This window comes from Bacillus sp. 41-22 (assembly GCF_025809295.1).
GTDB classification, from domain to species: Bacteria; Bacillota; Bacilli; order Bacillales; family Bacillaceae_G; genus Bacillus_A; species Bacillus_A mycoides.
Map to the genome: position 1 here is coordinate 4,927,059 of NZ_CP084035.1, position 19,307 is coordinate 4,946,365.

The 19,307-nt window shown below is 33.9% G+C and carries 19 protein-coding genes and 1 pseudogene; 3 read left to right on the forward strand and 17 right to left on the reverse strand.

All coding sequences use genetic code 11. The features are described from left to right. Positions 1–84 precede the first annotated feature (84 nt). The gene (gene secA, locus LCF45_RS25460) at positions 85–2,592 is read right to left on the reverse strand and encodes a preprotein translocase subunit SecA (protein ID WP_002129917.1); all 2,508 of its coding nucleotides are present in this window, start codon (positions 2,590–2,592) and stop codon (positions 85–87) included. 382 nt (positions 2,593–2,974) lie between these two features. Here secA and LCF45_RS25465 point away from each other — a divergent pair. After that, positions 2,975–3,175 (forward strand): annotated as a pseudogene (locus LCF45_RS25465) (integrase); the annotation flags it as partial. A 55-nt stretch (positions 3,176–3,230) separates the two neighbouring features. On the opposite strand, the gene LCF45_RS25470 reads toward LCF45_RS25465, so the two are convergent. From LCF45_RS25470 to LCF45_RS25535, 14 genes are all read right to left on the reverse strand, one after another. Beyond that, positions 3,231–3,758 carry a hypothetical protein gene (locus tag LCF45_RS25470; RefSeq protein WP_002167386.1) on the reverse strand — a complete coding sequence of 176 codons (528 nt, stop codon included), beginning with the start codon at positions 3,756–3,758 and terminating at the stop codon, positions 3,231–3,233. A 41-nt stretch (positions 3,759–3,799) separates the two neighbouring features. Further along, positions 3,800–4,438, reverse strand: a complete 639-nt coding sequence (locus tag LCF45_RS25475; RefSeq protein WP_002129921.1) for an ATP-binding cassette domain-containing protein — start codon at positions 4,436–4,438, stop codon at positions 3,800–3,802. 3 nt (positions 4,439–4,441) lie between these two features. Then, the gene (locus LCF45_RS25480) at positions 4,442–5,206 is read right to left on the reverse strand and encodes a hypothetical protein (protein ID WP_002129923.1); all 765 of its coding nucleotides are present in this window, start codon (positions 5,204–5,206) and stop codon (positions 4,442–4,444) included. A gap of 71 nt (positions 5,207–5,277) precedes the next feature. Then, the gene (locus LCF45_RS25485) at positions 5,278–5,973 is read right to left on the reverse strand and encodes a hypothetical protein (RefSeq protein ID WP_002129924.1); all 696 of its coding nucleotides are present in this window, start codon (positions 5,971–5,973) and stop codon (positions 5,278–5,280) included. Beyond that, positions 5,960–6,748 (reverse strand): hypothetical protein, encoded by a 789-nt coding sequence (locus tag LCF45_RS25490; protein ID WP_016121052.1) that lies wholly within the window; start codon positions 6,746–6,748, stop codon positions 5,960–5,962. The genes LCF45_RS25485 and LCF45_RS25490 overlap by 14 nt, the downstream gene beginning before the upstream one ends. A gap of 31 nt (positions 6,749–6,779) precedes the next feature. Beyond that, entirely contained in the window at positions 6,780–7,364 is a 585-nt protein-coding gene (locus LCF45_RS25495; protein WP_263894360.1) for a hypothetical protein, read from the reverse strand. 118 nt (positions 7,365–7,482) lie between these two features. Next, entirely contained in the window at positions 7,483–7,977 is a 495-nt protein-coding gene (locus LCF45_RS25500; protein ID WP_002184661.1) for a hypothetical protein, read from the reverse strand. A 288-nt stretch (positions 7,978–8,265) separates the two neighbouring features. Next, on the reverse strand, positions 8,266–8,808 hold the full coding sequence (gene hpf, locus LCF45_RS25505; RefSeq protein WP_002089603.1) for a ribosome hibernation-promoting factor, HPF/YfiA family: 543 nt from the start codon (positions 8,806–8,808) through the stop codon (positions 8,266–8,268). A 320-nt stretch (positions 8,809–9,128) separates the two neighbouring features. Then, positions 9,129–9,326 (reverse strand): cold shock protein CspC, encoded by a 198-nt coding sequence (gene cspC / locus LCF45_RS25510; protein ID WP_001990088.1) that lies wholly within the window; start codon positions 9,324–9,326, stop codon positions 9,129–9,131. Between the two features lie 126 nt (positions 9,327–9,452). Beyond that, the gene (locus tag LCF45_RS25515; protein ID WP_078177895.1) at positions 9,453–10,157 is read right to left on the reverse strand and encodes a ComFC family protein; all 705 of its coding nucleotides are present in this window, start codon (positions 10,155–10,157) and stop codon (positions 9,453–9,455) included. Continuing rightward, positions 10,157–11,506 carry an ATP-dependent helicase ComFA gene (comFA, locus tag LCF45_RS25520; protein WP_078206576.1) on the reverse strand — a complete coding sequence of 450 codons (1,350 nt, stop codon included), beginning with the start codon at positions 11,504–11,506 and terminating at the stop codon, positions 10,157–10,159. Before comFA ends, LCF45_RS25515 begins: the two co-directional genes overlap by 1 nt. Before the next feature lie 130 nt (positions 11,507–11,636). Further along, positions 11,637–12,986 carry a C40 family peptidase gene (locus LCF45_RS25525; protein ID WP_199626989.1) on the reverse strand — a complete coding sequence of 450 codons (1,350 nt, stop codon included), beginning with the start codon at positions 12,984–12,986 and terminating at the stop codon, positions 11,637–11,639. Positions 12,987–13,219: 233 nt separating this feature from the next. Further along, positions 13,220–13,534, reverse strand: a complete 315-nt coding sequence (locus LCF45_RS25530) for a winged helix-turn-helix transcriptional regulator (RefSeq protein ID WP_002089608.1) — start codon at positions 13,532–13,534, stop codon at positions 13,220–13,222. Between the two features lie 162 nt (positions 13,535–13,696). Next, positions 13,697–14,539 carry a DegV family protein gene (locus LCF45_RS25535; protein ID WP_002016143.1) on the reverse strand — a complete coding sequence of 281 codons (843 nt, stop codon included), beginning with the start codon at positions 14,537–14,539 and terminating at the stop codon, positions 13,697–13,699. A 238-nt stretch (positions 14,540–14,777) separates the two neighbouring features. Between LCF45_RS25535 and LCF45_RS25540 the strand changes: the two genes are divergently transcribed. Both LCF45_RS25540 and LCF45_RS25545 read left to right on the forward strand, forming a co-directional pair. Further along, positions 14,778–15,413 carry a YigZ family protein gene (locus tag LCF45_RS25540; protein ID WP_033731072.1) on the forward strand — a complete coding sequence of 212 codons (636 nt, stop codon included), beginning with the start codon at positions 14,778–14,780 and terminating at the stop codon, positions 15,411–15,413. Between the two features lie 73 nt (positions 15,414–15,486). Continuing rightward, the gene (locus LCF45_RS25545) at positions 15,487–16,614 is read left to right on the forward strand and encodes an LCP family protein (protein ID WP_002016146.1); all 1,128 of its coding nucleotides are present in this window, start codon (positions 15,487–15,489) and stop codon (positions 16,612–16,614) included. Positions 16,615–16,667: 53 nt separating this feature from the next. Here LCF45_RS25545 and wecB read toward each other — a convergent pair whose 3' ends face one another. Further along, a complete protein-coding gene (wecB, locus tag LCF45_RS25550) occupies positions 16,668–17,783 on the reverse strand; it encodes a non-hydrolyzing UDP-N-acetylglucosamine 2-epimerase (RefSeq protein ID WP_002034751.1) in 1,116 nt (371 codons plus the stop codon). A 75-nt stretch (positions 17,784–17,858) separates the two neighbouring features. Next, entirely contained in the window at positions 17,859–19,229 is a 1,371-nt protein-coding gene (locus tag LCF45_RS25555; RefSeq protein ID WP_318668820.1) for a UDP-glucose dehydrogenase family protein, read from the reverse strand. Between the last annotated feature and the right edge of the window lie 78 nt (positions 19,230–19,307).

Sequence of the window (19,307 nt, forward strand, 5' to 3'; positions counted from 1 at the left end):
CTTATTACGGAGAGAGTTTAATCCTTTTCATTATACATTTTTGATGTAAAAATTTGCAAAGCAGTCTAAAACTACAGTTTCTTATTACTGCCCAATGCCACAACAGTTTTTATATTTCTTGCCACTACCACATTTACATAAATCGTTGCGTCCCATTTGGTCACCTTTTACAACCGGTTTTTTCTTCGCGTCTTCGCCATCGCTTGATGGATGAACAGCTTCACCTTGAACAACTTCTTGACGCTCTAAGTTTTGCTCAATTTCAGCTTTCATAATGTAACGAGAGATTTCCTCTTCAATAGAAGCGATCATCGACTCGAACATTGCGAACCCTTCCATTTGGTATTCACGAAGTGGATCGATTTGTCCGTAAGCACGTAAATGAATACCTTCACGAAGGTGATCCATTGCATCGATATGATCTGTCCATTTCGTATCTACAACACGGAATACAACAACCTTTTCGAATTCACGCGTCTGCTCTTCAGGTAGAAGCTTCTCTCTTTCGTTATAACGCTCTAATAATTTCGCGATAATTGATTCGCTCATTTCTTCTGGAGCAAGGCGACGTAACTCTTCTTCTTTTACATCTCCTTCTTCAAGAAGGTTTGTATTTAAGTAATCGACAAGACCTTTAATGCTCCAATCTTCTTCGATTTCTTCTTGCGTATGAAGTGCAACAGCACGTTCTATCGTAGATTTCATCATACCTTCAATAATACTGCGTAAGTTCTCTGAATCCATTACTTCTTGACGCTGTTTATAAATTACTTCACGTTGTTGACGAAGTACATCGTCGTATTGCAATAGCTGCTTACGTGCATCATAGTTATTTCCTTCCACACGTTTTTGTGCAGATTCTACAGCACGAGAAACCATTTTACTTTCGATTGGCTGTGAATCATCCATACCAAGACGATCCATCATCGCTTTCATATTGTCAGAACCGAAGCGGCGCATTAGTTCATCTTCCATTGATAAGTAGAACTGTGTTACACCAGGGTCCCCTTGACGACCAGAACGACCACGTAACTGATTATCAATACGACGGCTTTCGTGACGCTCTGTACCGATAACTGCTAGACCGACGTTTCTAATATCCTCGCCTAACTTAATATCCGTACCACGACCAGCCATATTCGTCGCAATTGTTACAGCGCCTTTCATACCAGCTTCTGCAATGATATCTGCTTCACGCGCATGGTTTTTTGCATTTAAGATATTATGACGTACACCTTTACGTGTTAACATTTTTGAAATAAGTTCTGACGTTTCAATTGCAACTGTACCAACAAGAATAGGTTGCCCTTGCTTATGACGATTTACAATATCCTCAACAACTGCATTGAATTTACCTTCCATTGATTTGAAGATTAAATCAGCACGATCATCACGAATAATATCTTTATTCGTTGGAATTACGATAACATTCATATTGTAAATACTACGGAATTCTTCTTCTTCCGTTTTCGCTGTACCAGTCATACCAGATAATTTTTCGTACATACGGAAGTAGTTTTGGAACGTAATTGTTGCAAGCGTCATACTTTCATTTTGAATTTCTACGCCTTCTTTTGCTTCAATAGCTTGATGTAAACCTTCGCTATAACGACGACCTTTCATAAGACGACCAGTGAATTGGTCTACGATTACGATTTCGCCTTCTTGTACAACATAATCTGTATCAAGGTGCATAACAACGTGTGCACGAAGCGCCTGATTAATATGGTGAAGAAGTGCTACATGTTTTAAATCGAATAAGTTATCGATATGGAAAGCTTTCTCAGCTTTCGTAATACCATCTTCTGTTAACATTACATTTTTCGTTTTCACATCAAATGAATATTCTTTTTCATTTTCTAATGTACGAACGAATGCATTTGCAAACATGTATAGCTCTGCTGATTTTTGAGCTTGTCCCGAAATAATAAGCGGCGTACGTGCTTCATCAACTAAAATAGAATCGACTTCATCGATGATAGCAAAATTAAGTGGACGCTGAACGCACTGCTCTCTATATAACACCATGTTGTCACGTAAGTAATCGAACCCAAGCTCGTTATTTGTGCTATACGTAATATCAGCAGCATAAGCAGCTTGTTTCTCTTCACGTGACATACTATTTAAGTTAATCCCTACAGTTAGGCCAAGGAACTCATGAAGTTGTCCCATTTCGCTCGCATCACGTTGCGCTAAGTATTCATTGACTGTAACAACGTGAACACCTTTTCCTGTTAATGCGTTTAAATATACAGGTAAAGTAGATGTTAACGTTTTACCTTCACCTGTTTTCATCTCAGAGATATTTCCTTCATGTAAGGCGATACCACCCATTAGCTGTACGCCATATGGACGCATTCCAAGAACACGATTCGCTGCTTCACGAACAACCGCAAAAGCTTCAGGAAGTAGATCATCTACTGTCTCACCTTTTGTTAGACGTTCTTTAAATTCAATCGTCTTTCCTTTCAATTGTTCATCAGTTAGCGGCTTAATAGATGATTCTAATGCATCAATTTGCTCCACTGTCTTCTGCATACGTTTAATTTGGCGTTGGTTGACATCAAATACCTTTTTTAAAATACCGATCATAGGAAATACGCTCCTCTTTTATTAAAATAAAACTTCCGATTGCTTTCTTTTTCTCTTTACAATCAGTCGTTATAAAAATCAAATTTATGTTATGCCAATTTTTCTCCTAATTAAAAAACTAAAATGTATAAACCTAATGATAATTGTAACACTTGTCTTATAACTATGACAACAATCGTCCAAATGTCGAGCCGTAGATTCAGAAAAAGTTTTTATTTTATTCGTTTCAACAAATTAATAATTCTTTTCCCTACCTCTCTATTTCAAATTCATATTCCAAATTTCATATTCCAAATTTCATATTAATTCTAAATAATATTCTTTCCCGTTCCCTTTAAAGAGAGTAGCTGGAATGAACATATTAGTAAGATTCAAATCGACAATTACAAAAGCCAAAGATTTTGCCGGTGCAGCATCCATAGATACTCACACAATGCGCAAAACCTTCAGCTTTTGATTTCTATAAACAATATCTATCATTATATTGCAAGATATACTCAACCACAGCAACTCAAAAATAAACTTAAAATATATAGATATCAATAAAGAAGAAAAAGACACTCTACTTAATACATTTTATATAGAACTTTTTCTTTTTTTACAATTACACTTCAAATTAATACTACTAATAAATGTTATTAATTTATTGGTATTTCTAATTCATGATATTTCCCTTTCTTATCCTTCATAAAAGAAATGAATTTCACCTTAGTTGATTCATTTGAAAAGTTTTTATAATTTTTATAAGGGTCATCTCCTATAAAATAATTTGTCCCTATATATCCTCGTACTGTTTTACCAGCAGGTATTACAGGATCAAACTGATATTTTTCAGGTAATTCCATTGAATAAGGAACTAAATTATAAAACTCCCCTATTTTAGAATAAAACATTGTATTAGAAATAGACTTATTACTAAATAAGTTAATATCCCGATTTGTTGTATTTGTAATATTTAAAAGTAACACATACGTCACTACTTCACGGTCTTCATAAGGATCATAAACTTTTGTAGGATCAAGAGGCTCAAGTGCATGAAACTTCACTCCTTGTCCATCATCAAAAGTTCTATTAGATAAAAACTCATCTTTTACCACTTTATAAGATTCATTATTTTGATTTAATGTTTTAAATCTAAACAAACTAGCAAATGTACATAGCAACATACACAATCCAATGATTATTAAGACATGTTTTCTTGTCACTATTAATCTACCAACTTTCCATTATTAACATGTACAATACGATCTACTATTCCATTATTTAGAACATGCACATCATGACTAGCTACAATAATAGTCGTTCCCTTAGATTTTTCTACTTCCAAAATATCTAAAACATCTTTTATCCCATCACTATCTAAAGCATTAGTTGGCTCGTCTAATAACAATAATTTTGGTCGTTCCATTAAAGCTTGCGCTATCCCTAAACGTTGTTTCATACCTAAAGAGTATCTTTTATACTTTCTCTTATCTGCTTTATCAAGTCCAACCCTTTGAATAATATTATAAATTTCCTCATCAGAAATTTTATTGTTAATCGATGCTAAAAATTTCAAGTTCTGAAAACCAGTATACCCTGGAATAAAACTTGGATATTCAATCAATATTCCCATAGAATCAGGAAATTGCTTTTGTTTCCCGATCATTTTATTATCTATATAAACAAATCCAGAATTCAAACGCATTAACCCTGATATAGCTCGTAAAATCATCGTTTTACCAGAGCCATTATGCCCCTTCAAAACTAAAAACTCGCCTTTTTTTATCGATAAACTAATATTATCTAACACAATATTTCCTTTTAATTTTTTCATCATACATTCACATTTAATATAATTGTCCATAAATTATTCACCTATCACATCTAGTTTTTTAAAACAAAAACTACCTAATAAAATCATTACAACAACAATTACTACTCCTATTAAAAGTAAATCATTACATTGAATAGATTGATTATTACCTAAAGTCAATTGAATTGAACTGTGATCAACAAAATACCAGCGATTTGGCATAACAAAAGAGCCTAAAAAATAAATATTATGAAAGAAAATAGACATAAATAGGTACATCAACATCAGTACAAAAACAATAGTTATTGGTATATAAAACGTTAAAAACTCAAAAATTAAAGCTAATAAAAAGCTTATGATTATTTGAATTAGCATAGTACCTAATATTTTATAAGAAAATTGACTATATAAATTTAAAAAAGAATACTCGCCAAAAGAAAGCAAATAGTAAACAGTAAACCAAAGAAAATACATAACAATCCAAATACTAATTATATAAAAGACCAAAGATAGTATTTTCGTTAACCAAAGAAAATGCTTCTTTTTAACACGAGGAAATAAATAAACACCATTCTGTTGAATATCTGAAAAAGCAAAATTCCCTACAAGCAACAAAGGAGTGATTTGAAAAAAAATCCAATAAAAAGGGATAGAAAATCGCCCCTCCTTATAAAAGTGAGATAAATCAACAAAGTCTACTCCATGAAAAAATCGATAAAAGGTAACATCTACTAATCCAGGTTCTTTACCATTAATAAGAGACTGATTGTATAAAAAAGTAAATACAATCATAGCGTAAATTAAGAATAAAAAAGCCATTATCTTGATGGAATCTCTAAACCTTACATGTAAATCTCTTTTTAACAAATGATATAAAATCATAATGTAAACTAGATCACCTCTGTTTCATCATTCATAGAAATATAACTTTTTTTAGATAAAATCCATACACTTATAAAAAAGATAGAAAAACATCCAAATAAACGTATAAATAAACCCGTAGCATCTTCAAACACATTTATATAAAAAACATTTGTAAATAAAAATCCATGTAATATAAATCTATCTAGTAAAACAGCAGTGATCATACATATTATTGCAAGTAAACTAGGTAAAAATAATTGCAACAAAGCACTTATCATACATATGAAAATATTCGCAAATAATTGAATGCAAAATAATAATGGATAATTCACAGAAATACTGTTTACAGCCATCATATTTGACATCAAAAATAACTGTAAAATCATACTCCCCGCAAAAAAATAAACGAAAACTAATAATTTTAAATAATATATAGAAACTAATTTCAATGCATTATTCACTCTATAAACAACATAAATACTAAAAAAATTCGACATAGAATATACAGAAAAAACGATTGTTAAAGGAATAAATATAGTTGATAAATTATAAAACGACATAACCTTATACAAAGTTTCCAATTCATTCATTTTCTCTTTTACAATTCCAGGTTCAAAATAATTGAACAAACAACCAATGATACTGACATTAAGTAAAAAGAGAATACTTAACCAAACATATTTCATCCTTATAGTTTCTTTCATTACATTATAAAAGAACATGCTTCCTACTCCCCCGTAAATAAAGAACTACAGAGCAAAACCAAATACATAACAGTACACTAAGAAAAATTTGTAATTCAAAAAAGCCGAAATCTTTAATTAAATAATCCTTAGGATTGAGAATCCCTTTTCCAATACCAAGCCAAAAAATATGTAAAATAAATGGAACTAAATAAATAAAATAAACTCGTTTTATAAAAAACGAAATTGATAAAGCCAAACTTGAAAAAACCGCACCGTATAAACCATTTAAGAATACATACATTAGAAAATATAAAGTAGGGTACTCATAATAAACCGTATTAAATTGAGCTGTTGGCGAAACAGTAGCAGCCATATAATTTAATATTGGATGCGGAGCAACTGTTGGATAAGTCATTGCATATAAATAAAAATTAAATAGTAAAGGGAAACTTATAATAAAAAAAGATACAATAAAATTAATAAAATAAAGTAGCTTAAAATAATAACCTGTTCCCATTTTAGAAATAACAGGATAAATAAACCCATAATTTTTATCAGTTCTGTAAATTCCGGCTACAGCCATCGCGGAAAGCATAGGAAATATAAGTAGATAAAACTCACAATAAAACGATAATCTATTAAAATGTAAAATATTAGACAAATATGGGGATACCTTTATAATCCCATCATCGTTAAATCCTTTAGTTGTTACACACATAGCAATATATTGAGCAATAACAATTATTAACATAATAAATAAAGACAACCAAAACATCCTACCTTTTAAAATCCTTCCTAAAAAGTAACTCATCTATAGCTCCTCCATAAACCATTAATTAAATTTAAATCTTTTTTAATATGAATAATTGATCCGCAACACCATAACATTTATTTTCTTTATTTAACCAAATGTAACGAAAAGAAACATTTGCTCTCTCTCCTTCAAATTTAGGAAACTCAACTTCATACTGATAAACATCATACTGATAAACACCATTTGCATCTTTTCTTTGTACACTCTTAACTTCTTGTTTCCACTGAATTACTTTTCCATCAATTTGTTCAATCCGTCCCAAAAGATACGTTGGTTTTTTCTTATTCGTAACACCCGTTAAAAAAACATAATAATTTTCTGGTATAACTCCTGACTTTAAATTTTTATCTAAAAGCTTATCTTCTATTGCAATATCATTTCTATCTATTTGACCTTGAAAGAAATCATTACCATTTTCATTCCCAAAAAATACTTGTTCATAAATAGTATTTTTCTTAATTTCTTGCAACTGAATACTTTTTAAATTTCCTTTTTCCGTTAAAGTATCTTCAATATTTACAATAAGTTCATCTACTTTCTTTTGACAAGAAACTAAGAAACTAATACTCAATATAAAAAAACAAACTAAAATATATTTTGAAATAAGTTTCATTACAGCTCCTCCTATTTTTAAAAATTAAATAGCAGAAAAAGTCGTATAATCTAGATTAGAAACTATACGACTTTTTCTAGCGCTACAAAATAAATAATTTCAATTTATAATTTCTAAATCAATATTCGATGTAAGGTCCATTAGGTCTTACACTATCAGGGCTCCAAGCAGTAGGATAAGCATTATTTTCTCTAGAATAACCACCAAATCTAACAGGAACATTTTTCCCATAGTTTTCATATGCATAATTTTTGAAAAGATATGTTTTACCTGGTTGCACTTCTCCTTCATGCTTACCTGAATCACCTGAAACATTTACCCATTTTCTATTTTCTGCATTTTTATTTTTATCCGCTTCTGTCCAAACATTGAAAGAACCACCGCCCTTCTCACTGCTCTTCACACGCATATACATAGAAGTATCATTCTCTTTAGGACGTGCATTAGTATAATCATATGCATTCCAAAGTCTAAAGGTAAATTCCACATGATCATCCCTTGTATTAGCCTTAGTATCAGCCTTGGCCGGTTCGGTTAAAGCAAAAGTACTAGCTAAAATACCTAAAGATAAAACAGACCCAAACATAAAACGACTTTTTTTCTTAATACTCACTAAAAACACCTCCGATAATTTGTAGCATTATATTGATTTTATTTTTTCACTGAAGGAATAAAGCAAATCCTTATAATACAATATTAAGATATCAAAACCAAAATGCACTATCAATTAATTTCAGAAGACTTAACATTTTATTTACAATTATAAAATTTTGTTAAATTAAACAAAATTAGTATGCTCATGGCAAGGAAATACTTGTAGAGATAATCACACTCAAAATCTCAATACAACCACTAAAACGTATAAAAAAAGCGCAGCCATTTCGGCTGCGCTTTTGAATGATTATTTAGTTTCGATTAAACCATATTTCCCATCTTTACGGCCATATACAACATTAGTTTCATTTGTATCAGCATTTGTGAAGACGAAGAAACTATGTCCTAGCATATCCATTTGCAAGATCGCTTCTTCAACGTCCATCGGTTTTAAATCGAATCGTTTTGTACGTACAAGTTCTAATTCATCCTCTTCTACCGCATCCAGAACAGCTACTGCTTCCGGAAGGATAAAGTTAGTTTTCATAGAACCTTTCTCACGTAATTTACGGTTTACCTTTGTTTTATGTTTACGAATTTGTCGCTCAATTTTATCAACTACTAAATCAATCGCAGCGTACATATCGCTATTTGTTTCTTCTGCACGAAGTAATAAATCTGTAAATGGAATTGTTACCTCAATACGTTGCTTGTCAGAGTATACTTTTAAATTAACCTTAATCTCTGGGAATGTATCAAAATAACGCTCTAATTTACTTAGCTTTTTCTCTACATATTCCTTTAATGCTGGAGTTACTTCAATATTTTCACCACGAATGTTGAATTTCATAGATGAATTCCTCCTTTCAAGCCTATGTACTATAATTTCGACATTGGCTTAAAAACTCCTTCTAATTTTTTTAAAAAATTAGTGGAATTGCGATTTTTTTATCGTTTTTTGTTGAAATGAAAAGATGCATCGTTTCTATCTTTATTTTATCCTATTAACATCGTGAATAACGAATGTAACTGTGGACAATTAGTTACAGAAAAGAAACAACTTTTTGACAACTCCTCTAAAACAAAAAAGCCCTTGTTACGAGCAAGAGCTTTCGCCATCTATATAATGCTGCTAAAAATACAGCTCTATCTTTTCCAAAAACTTAATTTTTACAGTTTCACAACATTAGCCGCTTGTGGCCCACGTGCTCCATCAACAATATCAAACTCCACTTGTTGACCTTCTTCTAACGACTTATACCCATCTTGTTGAATAGCAGAAAAATGAACAAACACATCGTCACCATCTTCACGCTCAATAAACCCAAATCCCTTTTCTGCATTGAACCATTTTACTCGTCCTTGCATGTTCATTCCATTCCCTTCACTCTTAAAATCAGGGCATTCGCCCCATATTCTGACTATAGCGAATGACAAGACTGTAAGTCAAAGAAGACCTGTCGTCTTTTTATTACTCCTTTCGACATTCACATATTAACCTCTACAAAGCGTCAAACAAGAAACCTCTCTCGCTCCTCGATCATACAAAAGGCTTCCAATTTGCCTAACAGTAATTCCTGTCGTATACACATCATCCACGATTAAAACGTGTTGCTCATGAAACATCTCTTCTCCCTGAAAATAAAAAGGATTAACTCCCGATATCCTTTCTTTACGCTTCTTCTTACTTTGTTTTTCTGTTTCTATTCTTCTTAATGATGTACAAAACATTTTGATAGGCAAACAAGAAGCTAGTAACTCCGCCTGATTAAAACCACGCTCGTATTCTCGCTCTTCACTAAGAGGGACCGGAATGGCAACTGAAACATTCGCAAAATATTTTTGAAAAAGACTTCGAAAAGGCTGATGAAAAATATGCACTAATTCAGCATCTCCTCGAAATTTAAACTGTGCTAATATTTCTTTCATCCCTTCATCATACATATGCAACGAACGATTTATGAGAGACGGAAACCCCTGCTCGTTCGTCCACCTTATGCAGTCCATACAAATATCCCCGTTTTTATATTCAGCTGGTACGAGTTCTAAATGCCGACCACACTCCTTGCAAATATTTCCTATAATATAGGAAAGTTTTTGTTCACATCTATCACATATATACTTTTTATGAAGCTTAACAAAAAAAGTGTACCAACTAATCGCATATGAAATATACTCATCACAAAGTAGACAATGCATCAATCTATCAATCCTTGTTCTTTAGCATTCTTATTCATACTTTGAATATGTTTTTTCGCACGCACCATCGCCTCTGTCTTTCCATAATGAAAATAGATAACATCTCCATGCGGTTCATCAGAGCTTCTGCCAGCACGCCCTGCAATTTGAACGAGAGCACTTTCTGAAAATATTTCTTCCTCAGCTCCTAAAACTGCAACTTGTAAATTTTTAATAGTTACTCCCCGTTCCAAAATCGTCGTTGTAACTAATAAAGGGATTTCTCCTTTTCTGAAAGCTGCTACCTTCTCTTTTCTCGCCGGATCTTCTGCATGCACACCGTCAACTTGATTGTTTAATGATTTTAATAACTGGCTAATTTCTTCTACATATCGCACATGAGGAACAAATAGAAAAATGGGGTATCGTTTCGATAAGTACAGATTTAACCATTGTAATAAAGCACGAGGAATTTTTTTATGTATAAGACCCTTTTTCCAATTTCCGCACCACCGAAATATCGGAACTGGCAATGGATGACGATGGTATCGCCCTGAAATAATAACCCCTTTTTGCTTACCACTTCGCAACTTACGCTTCCACTTTTCATCTGGAGTTGCAGTTAAATAAATACGTGCTGCCTTCTCTTTCATCGCTTCGTTTACTGCATACTGCAACATCTTATCTGCATGATACGGAAAAGCATCTATCTCATCTACAATCATGACATGGAACGCCCTATAATAACGTAACAATTGATGTGTAGTTGCAACGATTAACGCCGCATCTTTTTCTCGGTCTAAACTCCCTCCGTATAAAGCAGCTACATTTATATTTGGAAACACTTCTTGTAATCTTGGTGCTAATTCAAGTACAACGTCCGTTCTCGGCGTTGCAATACAAACTCTTTCTCCCTTTTGTAGTGCCTCTGCAATTCCGCGAAACAACATTTCTGTTTTTCCAGCCCCGCACACCGCCCAAATAAAAAATGATTCTTTCTGCTTAACAGCGTCAACGACACTTTGCGCAGCTAACTCCTGACCGTCAGACAAAATGCCTTCCCACTGTAACGGATTCAAATAACTTTCTCCTTGTATTTCAGCAATCCCGCGCACAAGTACAGCACATTCACTGACCCTTCCCATCGTTATACACTTACGGCAATACGCACATACTTCACTGCACCTCTTACATAAAAATGACGCAAATAGTCGCTGCTCTATATTTCCGCAGCGCTGACACATATATTTTGAAGACTTCTTAATTACCCCTTGCACACAAACGACTTCTCGGTGCTTTTTCAGATGATCCAATTTATTCTGCAAATCTGAAGAGAGTTCTTCTAACAGTAACTGTCTACCAGCTAACATCATCAATAGCCACCTCCAGCACTACTATAAATCCTTCTCTTTATCTCGTAAAAACTCAAAAAAGCCGATAACCTACTTATAAAATAGTAAGCTATCGACTTTATACACGTTTTTTATTCAGTTATAAATCCTAGAATCTACCGTATCCTAAGAAATGTTTCTGGTTGTAGCTACTGCTTAAGCTAGCGTAAGCAATCCCTTTATCACCAGCATGAATCATTTGGTCGTTACCAACGTAAATACCGATGTGAGATGGACCTGCTTTATAAGTACCTTGGAAGAATACTAAATCTCCAGGTTGTGGGCTACTTACTTTAGAAACTGAGTTCCAGTAACCTGCAACGTCTTGACGACCTACACCAAATACGTAAGAAATGAATCCACTACAGTCAAAACCACCGTTTGATGGAGATGCACTCCCCCAAACATATGGTAAACCTAAGTATTGTTGTGCTTTACCAATCACACCATCAGTTGGTGGAGTTGGTGGTGCTGGCTTTTTCTCTTCTTTTTTAGGCTCTTCTTTTTTAGGCTCTTCTTTTTTAGGCTCTTCTTTTTTAGGCTCTTCTTTTTGAGCTTGTCCAGCATTGTTTGCTGGTGCAGCTTCTTGTACTGGCGCTGGCGCAGCTTGTTGTGCTTGTGCTTCTTTAGCAGCTTGTTCTGCTTGTTTTTGAGCAGCAGCTTCTTGTGCAGCTTTTTCTTGCGCTTCTTTTTCAGCGATTTGTTGTAATTTTAATGCCTGTTGTTCAAGCTCTTTCAATTGACCTTCCGTACTTGTCATTGTAGTTACAACTGTATCCATTTTACCGCTTAAATCGTTTACTGCTGTTGCTTTTTTCTCTTTTTCAACGTCAAGTTCTTTCTTAGCAGTTTCAATTTGAGCTTGTGCTTCTTTTAATTCTTTTTGTTTTTCTTTTACTGTCTCAACATCTTTTTTCACGTTCGTTTGATCTTCTTGTTGTGTTTTCATGATATCTTCGTCAGATTCCATAATTTTAGACACAGAAGCTAAACGATCAACTAAATCTGCAACGTTTTTAGAGTTTACAAGAACTTCTGTTACAATGTTCGTATTTGGCTGTTCTTGTAGTGCAACTAAACGTTTTCTTAATAACTCTTCACGTTTTGCAATCTTTGTTTGTAGTTCTGCAATATCTTTATTTTTATTTTCGATTAATTGCTCAGTATCAGAAACTTTTTTTGTTGTTTCATCAAGTTTTGAAGCGTTCTCTTGAACAGACTTATCCAAACCTTGGATTGTTTTGTTTAAGTCATTCATTTGTTTTTGTAATTCATCACGTTCTTGTTGTTGTTTATGTAAAGTATCATTTTGTGTGTTAATTTGTGATTTCACGTCAGAAATTTTATCTTCTGCAAATACATTTGGTGTTAGCCCTGAAAACATTAACCCTGCAACTAATGCGCAAGATGCCATTTTTAGCTTTTTCATTTTATTTTTTACACCGCTTTCTTTTTTCATTTTCCGTATATAACCTATTAAAATTTATACCATAATTCGGGAGTTTTTTTGCTAATGTTACGGTTTTGTAAAATAAATGTAATATTACATTTATCTCTATAGCAAAGTATATCTAAATTTGTATATATATGTAGAATTTTAAGAGCCTTACACCGTTTTTTATAGGATTGAAAAAAAACGTAAGGGAACCCCTTACGTTTTGAAAATACTCCAATATGAATGAAATAGAAACGTTACTTCATCCATTTCTCAGCCCAATTTTGGACCTCATCCATAACACTTTCCAACGCTTTCCCTTTATCAGTTACACCGTACTCTATTCTAACTGGTACTTCTGGATAAACATTACGAACTACAATACCTTCGCCTTCTAATTCCTTTAAACGTTCTGACAACATACGATCGCTCATATTCGGTATAATATCTGCGATTTCTCTGAAACGTTTCGGCTCTTCGAGCAAAGATTTAATAATTAAGCCAGTCCATTTCTTACTAAGCATTGTAAAAGCTGACTCAAACTTTGGACATAAACAAGAATTATGCTCCATATGTTTCACCTCTCTTCTATTATAATATAGTTTCTTGTAAAAAGTAAGTAATAAAACTTTCCTCATTATTTAATTTTACATACATTTTACCATTTCCAAATATTAACTTGTCAAATCCCCGTAAAAAAACCCTCTTCAAGTAAGAGAGCTTTTATATCTTTATCACTTCGTATACCAACCTAAACCAAGCGCACCTTCACCTAAATGCGTCCCAATTACAGCTCCGAAATAACTCGTACGAATTGTAACATGAGGGTATATCTCTTCTAATTCTTGTTTCCATTCATTAGCTTCCTCTTCACGATTCGCATGAATAATAACAGCTTCCATAGGCACACCTTTATTTGCCTGCTCATCAAAGATTTCAACGATACGCTTTAACGCTTTTTTACGCGTACGAATTTTTTCGAATGGAATAATTACTTTATCTCTAAAGTATAATACTGGTTTTACTTGTAACAAACTACCGATGAAAGCTTGTGCACTATTTAATCTTCCACCACGTTGTAAATGATGTAAATCATCCACTACAAAATAAGCATCCATCGTTTGCTTCATTTCATCAAAGCGAGCGATAATCTCTTCTGGGGCTTTCCCTTCACTTACTAATTTCGCCCCTTCACGCACGTAAAACCCTTGTACTTCACAACTAATTTCAGAGTCGTACGTATATACATCAATACCATCTACCATCTGTCCAGCTGCCGTTGCTGTTTGATATGTACCACTAATTCCACTGGAAAGGTGAATGCTAATAACTGCATCATATTCTTTAGATAACTCTTCATATAACTCTAAAAACTTTCCAATTGCTGGTTGCGAAGTTTTCGGAAGTTCTTCTTGTTCACGTACTTTTATATAAAAATCATTTGCTGAAACTTCAGCCTCTTCTTGATAAGATTCCGTTCCAAACACAACGTTTAATGGAATCATATATATATTGAGTTCGTCACGAATATGCTTCGGTATATATGCTGTACTATCGGTAACAATAGCTGTTTTCATTTTCGTACCTGCCTTATAAAAAATTTTTATCCCCTAATTTTACACGAAAACTAGAAAAGGTGCATCCATACATAAAAATGCCGGCTAGAAACTACAATCACTCGCTCGACAAATTACAACAAAAAGATAAAATACTCACCAAAAATTTCAACATATTTGTAAAAAATGTTTGAATATAAAAACGCTCGCTTTTAAAATGTAAAGTACTAGTTATTTTGAAAGATAGGGGCGTATACCATTGTTATTACAATATTTAACAATAAAAGGCTATGGAGAGCACGAAATTGTGATTCAAAAATCAAGATTCATTTGCTATGTGAATCGCGCCACAACGGAAGAGGAAGCTCAAGCATTTATACAAAAAATAAAAAAACAGCATTGGAATGCAACACATAATTGTTCCGCATATTTAATCGGTGAACAAGATCAAATTCAAAAGGCAAACGATGACGGCGAACCGAGCGGCACAGCTGGTGTACCTATGTTAGAGGTATTAAAAAAGCGAGGTCTAAAAGATACTGTCGTCGTCGTTACGCGCTATTTTGGCGGTATTAAACTTGGTGCTGGCGGATTAATTCGTGCATATGGAAAGTGTACAAGTGAAGGTCTTAATCACGTAGGCGTTGTTGAGCGAAAACTAATGCGCGTTATGGAAACAGAAATTGATTACACATTGCTTGGCAAAGTTGAAAATGAATTACGTAATTCAGAATATAACATTAAAGATATACATTATCTAGAAAACGTCACATTCGATGCGTATGTAGAAGAAAATCGAAAACAAACATTTACAGATTGGATGATTGAATTAACAAACGGGAAGTGTACAATTAAAGAAGGAGATATGTTGTACTTAGAACAAGACGTTATCTAAGAATAGCTAACGTATCGCCTTTAAAGATTAATGTAGTGAATTAATTCCCTACAAATGAATAAGGAGATTATATATGGAAGAACGTTATTATCATCTCCAAAATAGCAGAATAAAAAAGAAACGTAGAAGAAAGTTTTTCTTCTTTCTTATTTTCGCATTTTTATTTGGTAGCGTAGGACTTTATATGTTAAATTCCTACACTTCTCTCATGGGGATGTACAGTGGATTTAGCCGTGAAAAATCTAAATTACGAGCAGAAGATGTGGAAATCACAAAAAAACCTTTCACAATACTAATTATGGGTATTGAGGATTACGCAACAGATGGTCAAAACGGCCGAACAGATTCACTCATGTTCGCGACAGTTAATCCAAACTCAAAAAAGGTTTCACTTATGAGTATCCCACGCGATTCTCGTGTTAAGATTGTTGGCAAAAATAAAGAAGACAAAATTAACGCTGCCCATGCTTACGGTGGAGAAAAAATGGCAATCGACACCGTCGAAGAGTTTTTAAAAGTTCCTGTTGATCATTATATTAAAATTGATTTCCAAGGATTTAAAGGTATCGTTGATGCTGTTGACGGTATTACCGTTGATGTCCCCTTCGATTTCTGGGAACGCTCTGACGTGGATTACTATAAAAAAATCCAATTTAAACAAGGTCAACAGAACTTAAATGGTGAAGAAGCACTCGCATACGTCCGTATGCGAAAGCAAGATCCTAACGGTGATTATGGTCGAGCTGCTAGACAAAGACAAGTACTGGCTGCTGTTGCCCAAAAGCTAAACTCTGCTTCTACCGTATTTAAAATTAAAGATTTAACAAAGGTAGTTGGAAAATATATAAAAACCGATATTCCTATTTCAGACGGACTTGCTCTTTACAATAAAATCTCTGGATTCGACCCTTCTACAATACAAACGTTAAAACTTGAAGGAGAAGACAGAAAAATTGGCGGTATTTATTACTTCCTTCCAGATCCAATCAGTGTAGAGACTGTACGTAACGAAATTGAAAAGGAAATAGGAGAAAAAGCAAAAGTTCCAACAGAGACTACGAAAAATGAGAATACAAATTCCGATTCAAATTCTAACTCCAGCGCAAAAGCAAAGAAGGAGCCGAGTGAGAACAAAACACCACCGCCTCCTCCCCCTTCTACAAATGCTCATGCAGAGTGGATTATGAGGAATCATGAATAAAAAAAGAGCCAAATCGTATACGATTTGGCTCTTTTTATTTCACGCAATTGTTGTTACTTCTTAAAGTGTTGTAAAATCGCTTCTACAATACGCTCAGATGCACGACCATCGCCGTAAGGGTTAGATGCTTTCGTCATCTTATCATGAGCTTCTTTATCAGATAACAACTCATCAGCAAGACCAAAGATTGTCTCTTCATCTGTTCCTGCTAATTTCAGCGTACCTGCTTCGATACCTTCTGGGCGTTCCGTCGTATCACGAAGGACAAGGACTGGCACACCTAGTGATGGTGCTTCCTCTTGTACACCACCAGAATCAGTTAACATTAAGTATGAACGAGCTGCAACGTTATGGAAATCAATTACATCTAACGGCTCAATTAAATGAATACGGCTATGCTCGCCTAAAATATCATTCGCTATTTCGCGAACAACAGGATTCATATGAACAGGGTATACAACTTGTACATCTTCGTGCTTATCAACAAGACGCTTAATTGCACGGAACATATTGCGCATTGGTTCTCCTAAATTTTCACGACGGTGTGCTGTCATAAGTACAAGACGATCATTTCCAAGTTTCTCTAACACCGAATGGCTATAAGTTTCTTTTACAGTTGTCTTCAGTGCATCGATCGCTGTATTTCCTGTTACGAAAATGCGTGACTCATCTTTATTTTCTTTTTGTAAGTTCGTTGCTGATTTTGTTGTAGGTGAGAAATGAAGATCCGCCATTACACCTGTTAGTTGGCGATTCATCTCTTCTGGATATGGAGAATACTTATCCCATGTACGAAGTCCTGCTTCAACATGTCCTACTGGAATTTGATTATAAAAAGCAGCTAAGCTTGCAATAAATGTCGTCGTTGTATCACCATGCACAAGTACGATATCAGGCTTCGCTTCTTTCATTACTTTATCTAAACCTTCTAAACCACGTGTTGTAATATCGATTAACGTTTGACGATCTTTCATGATATTCAAATCGAAATCTGGCGTAATTCCAAAGATATTTAATACTTGATCTAACATTTGACGGTGTTGTGCTGTTACAGTCACAATTGATTCAATCTTTTCTGGGTGCTTTTGCAACTCTAATACAAGAGGTGCCATTTTAATTGCTTCTGGTCGTGTCCCGAAAATTGTCATTACTTTTAAACGTTCAGTCATTTCATTGCCTCTTTTCTTTCACTAGTTAAAACTTCTATTATCGCATATAAAAATATGCATGTGAAAATACACTTTTTAACGCACCTGAGAAACATTACTATTACAGGCGCCTTTTCGCCCAACTGAGTAATAATCTAATCCATGCTTCTCGGCATCCTCATTAGTATAACAATTTCTCCCATCAAATAGAATAGGTTCCCTCATAAGCTGTGCATACTTTTCTAGCGGATAATTTCGAATTGATTCCCATTCTGTTACGATAAAAACTGCATGCGCCTCTCTAATCGATTCATCTATACACTCAGTGTATCGTATCGTATTTCCAAATAAACTTCTTACATTTTGAATAGCTTGCGGGTCATATAAAACCACATCCGCACCTATATTAATTAATTCCTCTATTATAATAAGAGATGGCGCTTCCCTAATATCGTCAGTATTCGGTTTGAATGCTGCACCAAGAACCGCAATTAGCTTCTTCTTCATATCTATAATTTTCTTCGCTTTTTCAACTAACAACAACTGTTGTTTATTATTCACTTCAATGACTGCTTTCAACAAGCGAAAATCATGAGAAACATTCCCTGCAATTTGCACAAGTGCTTTCGTATCTTTTGGAAAACAAGATCCTCCATATCCGATGCCTGCATTTAAAAAAGATGCACCAATTCTCTTATCCATCCCCATCCCTGTAGCTACATCTACTATATCTGCACCCACTTGCTCACATATATTAGAAATTTCATTAATAAAACTAATCTTCGTAGCTAAAAAAGCATTAGATGCATATTTAATCATCTCAGCACTTCGAATATCTGTAATATACGTTTGTAAGCTTAATTTACTGTACAAATTCTCTACTTTCCTTGCAGCTTCTTCACTACATGCTCCAATTACGATACGATCACCATGAAAAAAATCATAAATACCAGAACCTTCTCTTAAAAACTCTGGATTCGATACAATATATAATTCATGTCTACCTTGTAGTTTATCCTCAATCCATTCTCTCATTACATCATTTGTCCCTACAGGAACCGTACTTTTCGTAACAACAATAATATCGTTATTCACATATATTCCAATATCATCACAAGCGCTACGAATATACGTTAAATCTGCTGTTCCATCTAATAAAGATGGCGTTCCAACTGCAATAAATATAAACTCTACATCATTAAATGCCGTTGATTTACTTGCTGTAAAAGTTAAATGATTATTCTCGTATGCTTCATTTATTAATTCACTTAATCCACATTCATAAATAGGTAACTCGCCTTGTTTAATCCGTTCAATTTTTTCACTATTTATATCGAAACATGTGACTGAATGTCCCAATCTCGCCAATCCTACTCCCGTAATCAATCCAACATATCCGGTACCTATTATCGTAATTTTCATTTTCCTTTCGCACAGGAATATACATAAGAAAATATACGAATACACAGAATTCTCCCTGTGCTTCCCCCTCTCACACTAAAAATGAGAAAACTCTTTCACTTCTTTATTATATGAATTGTTTTT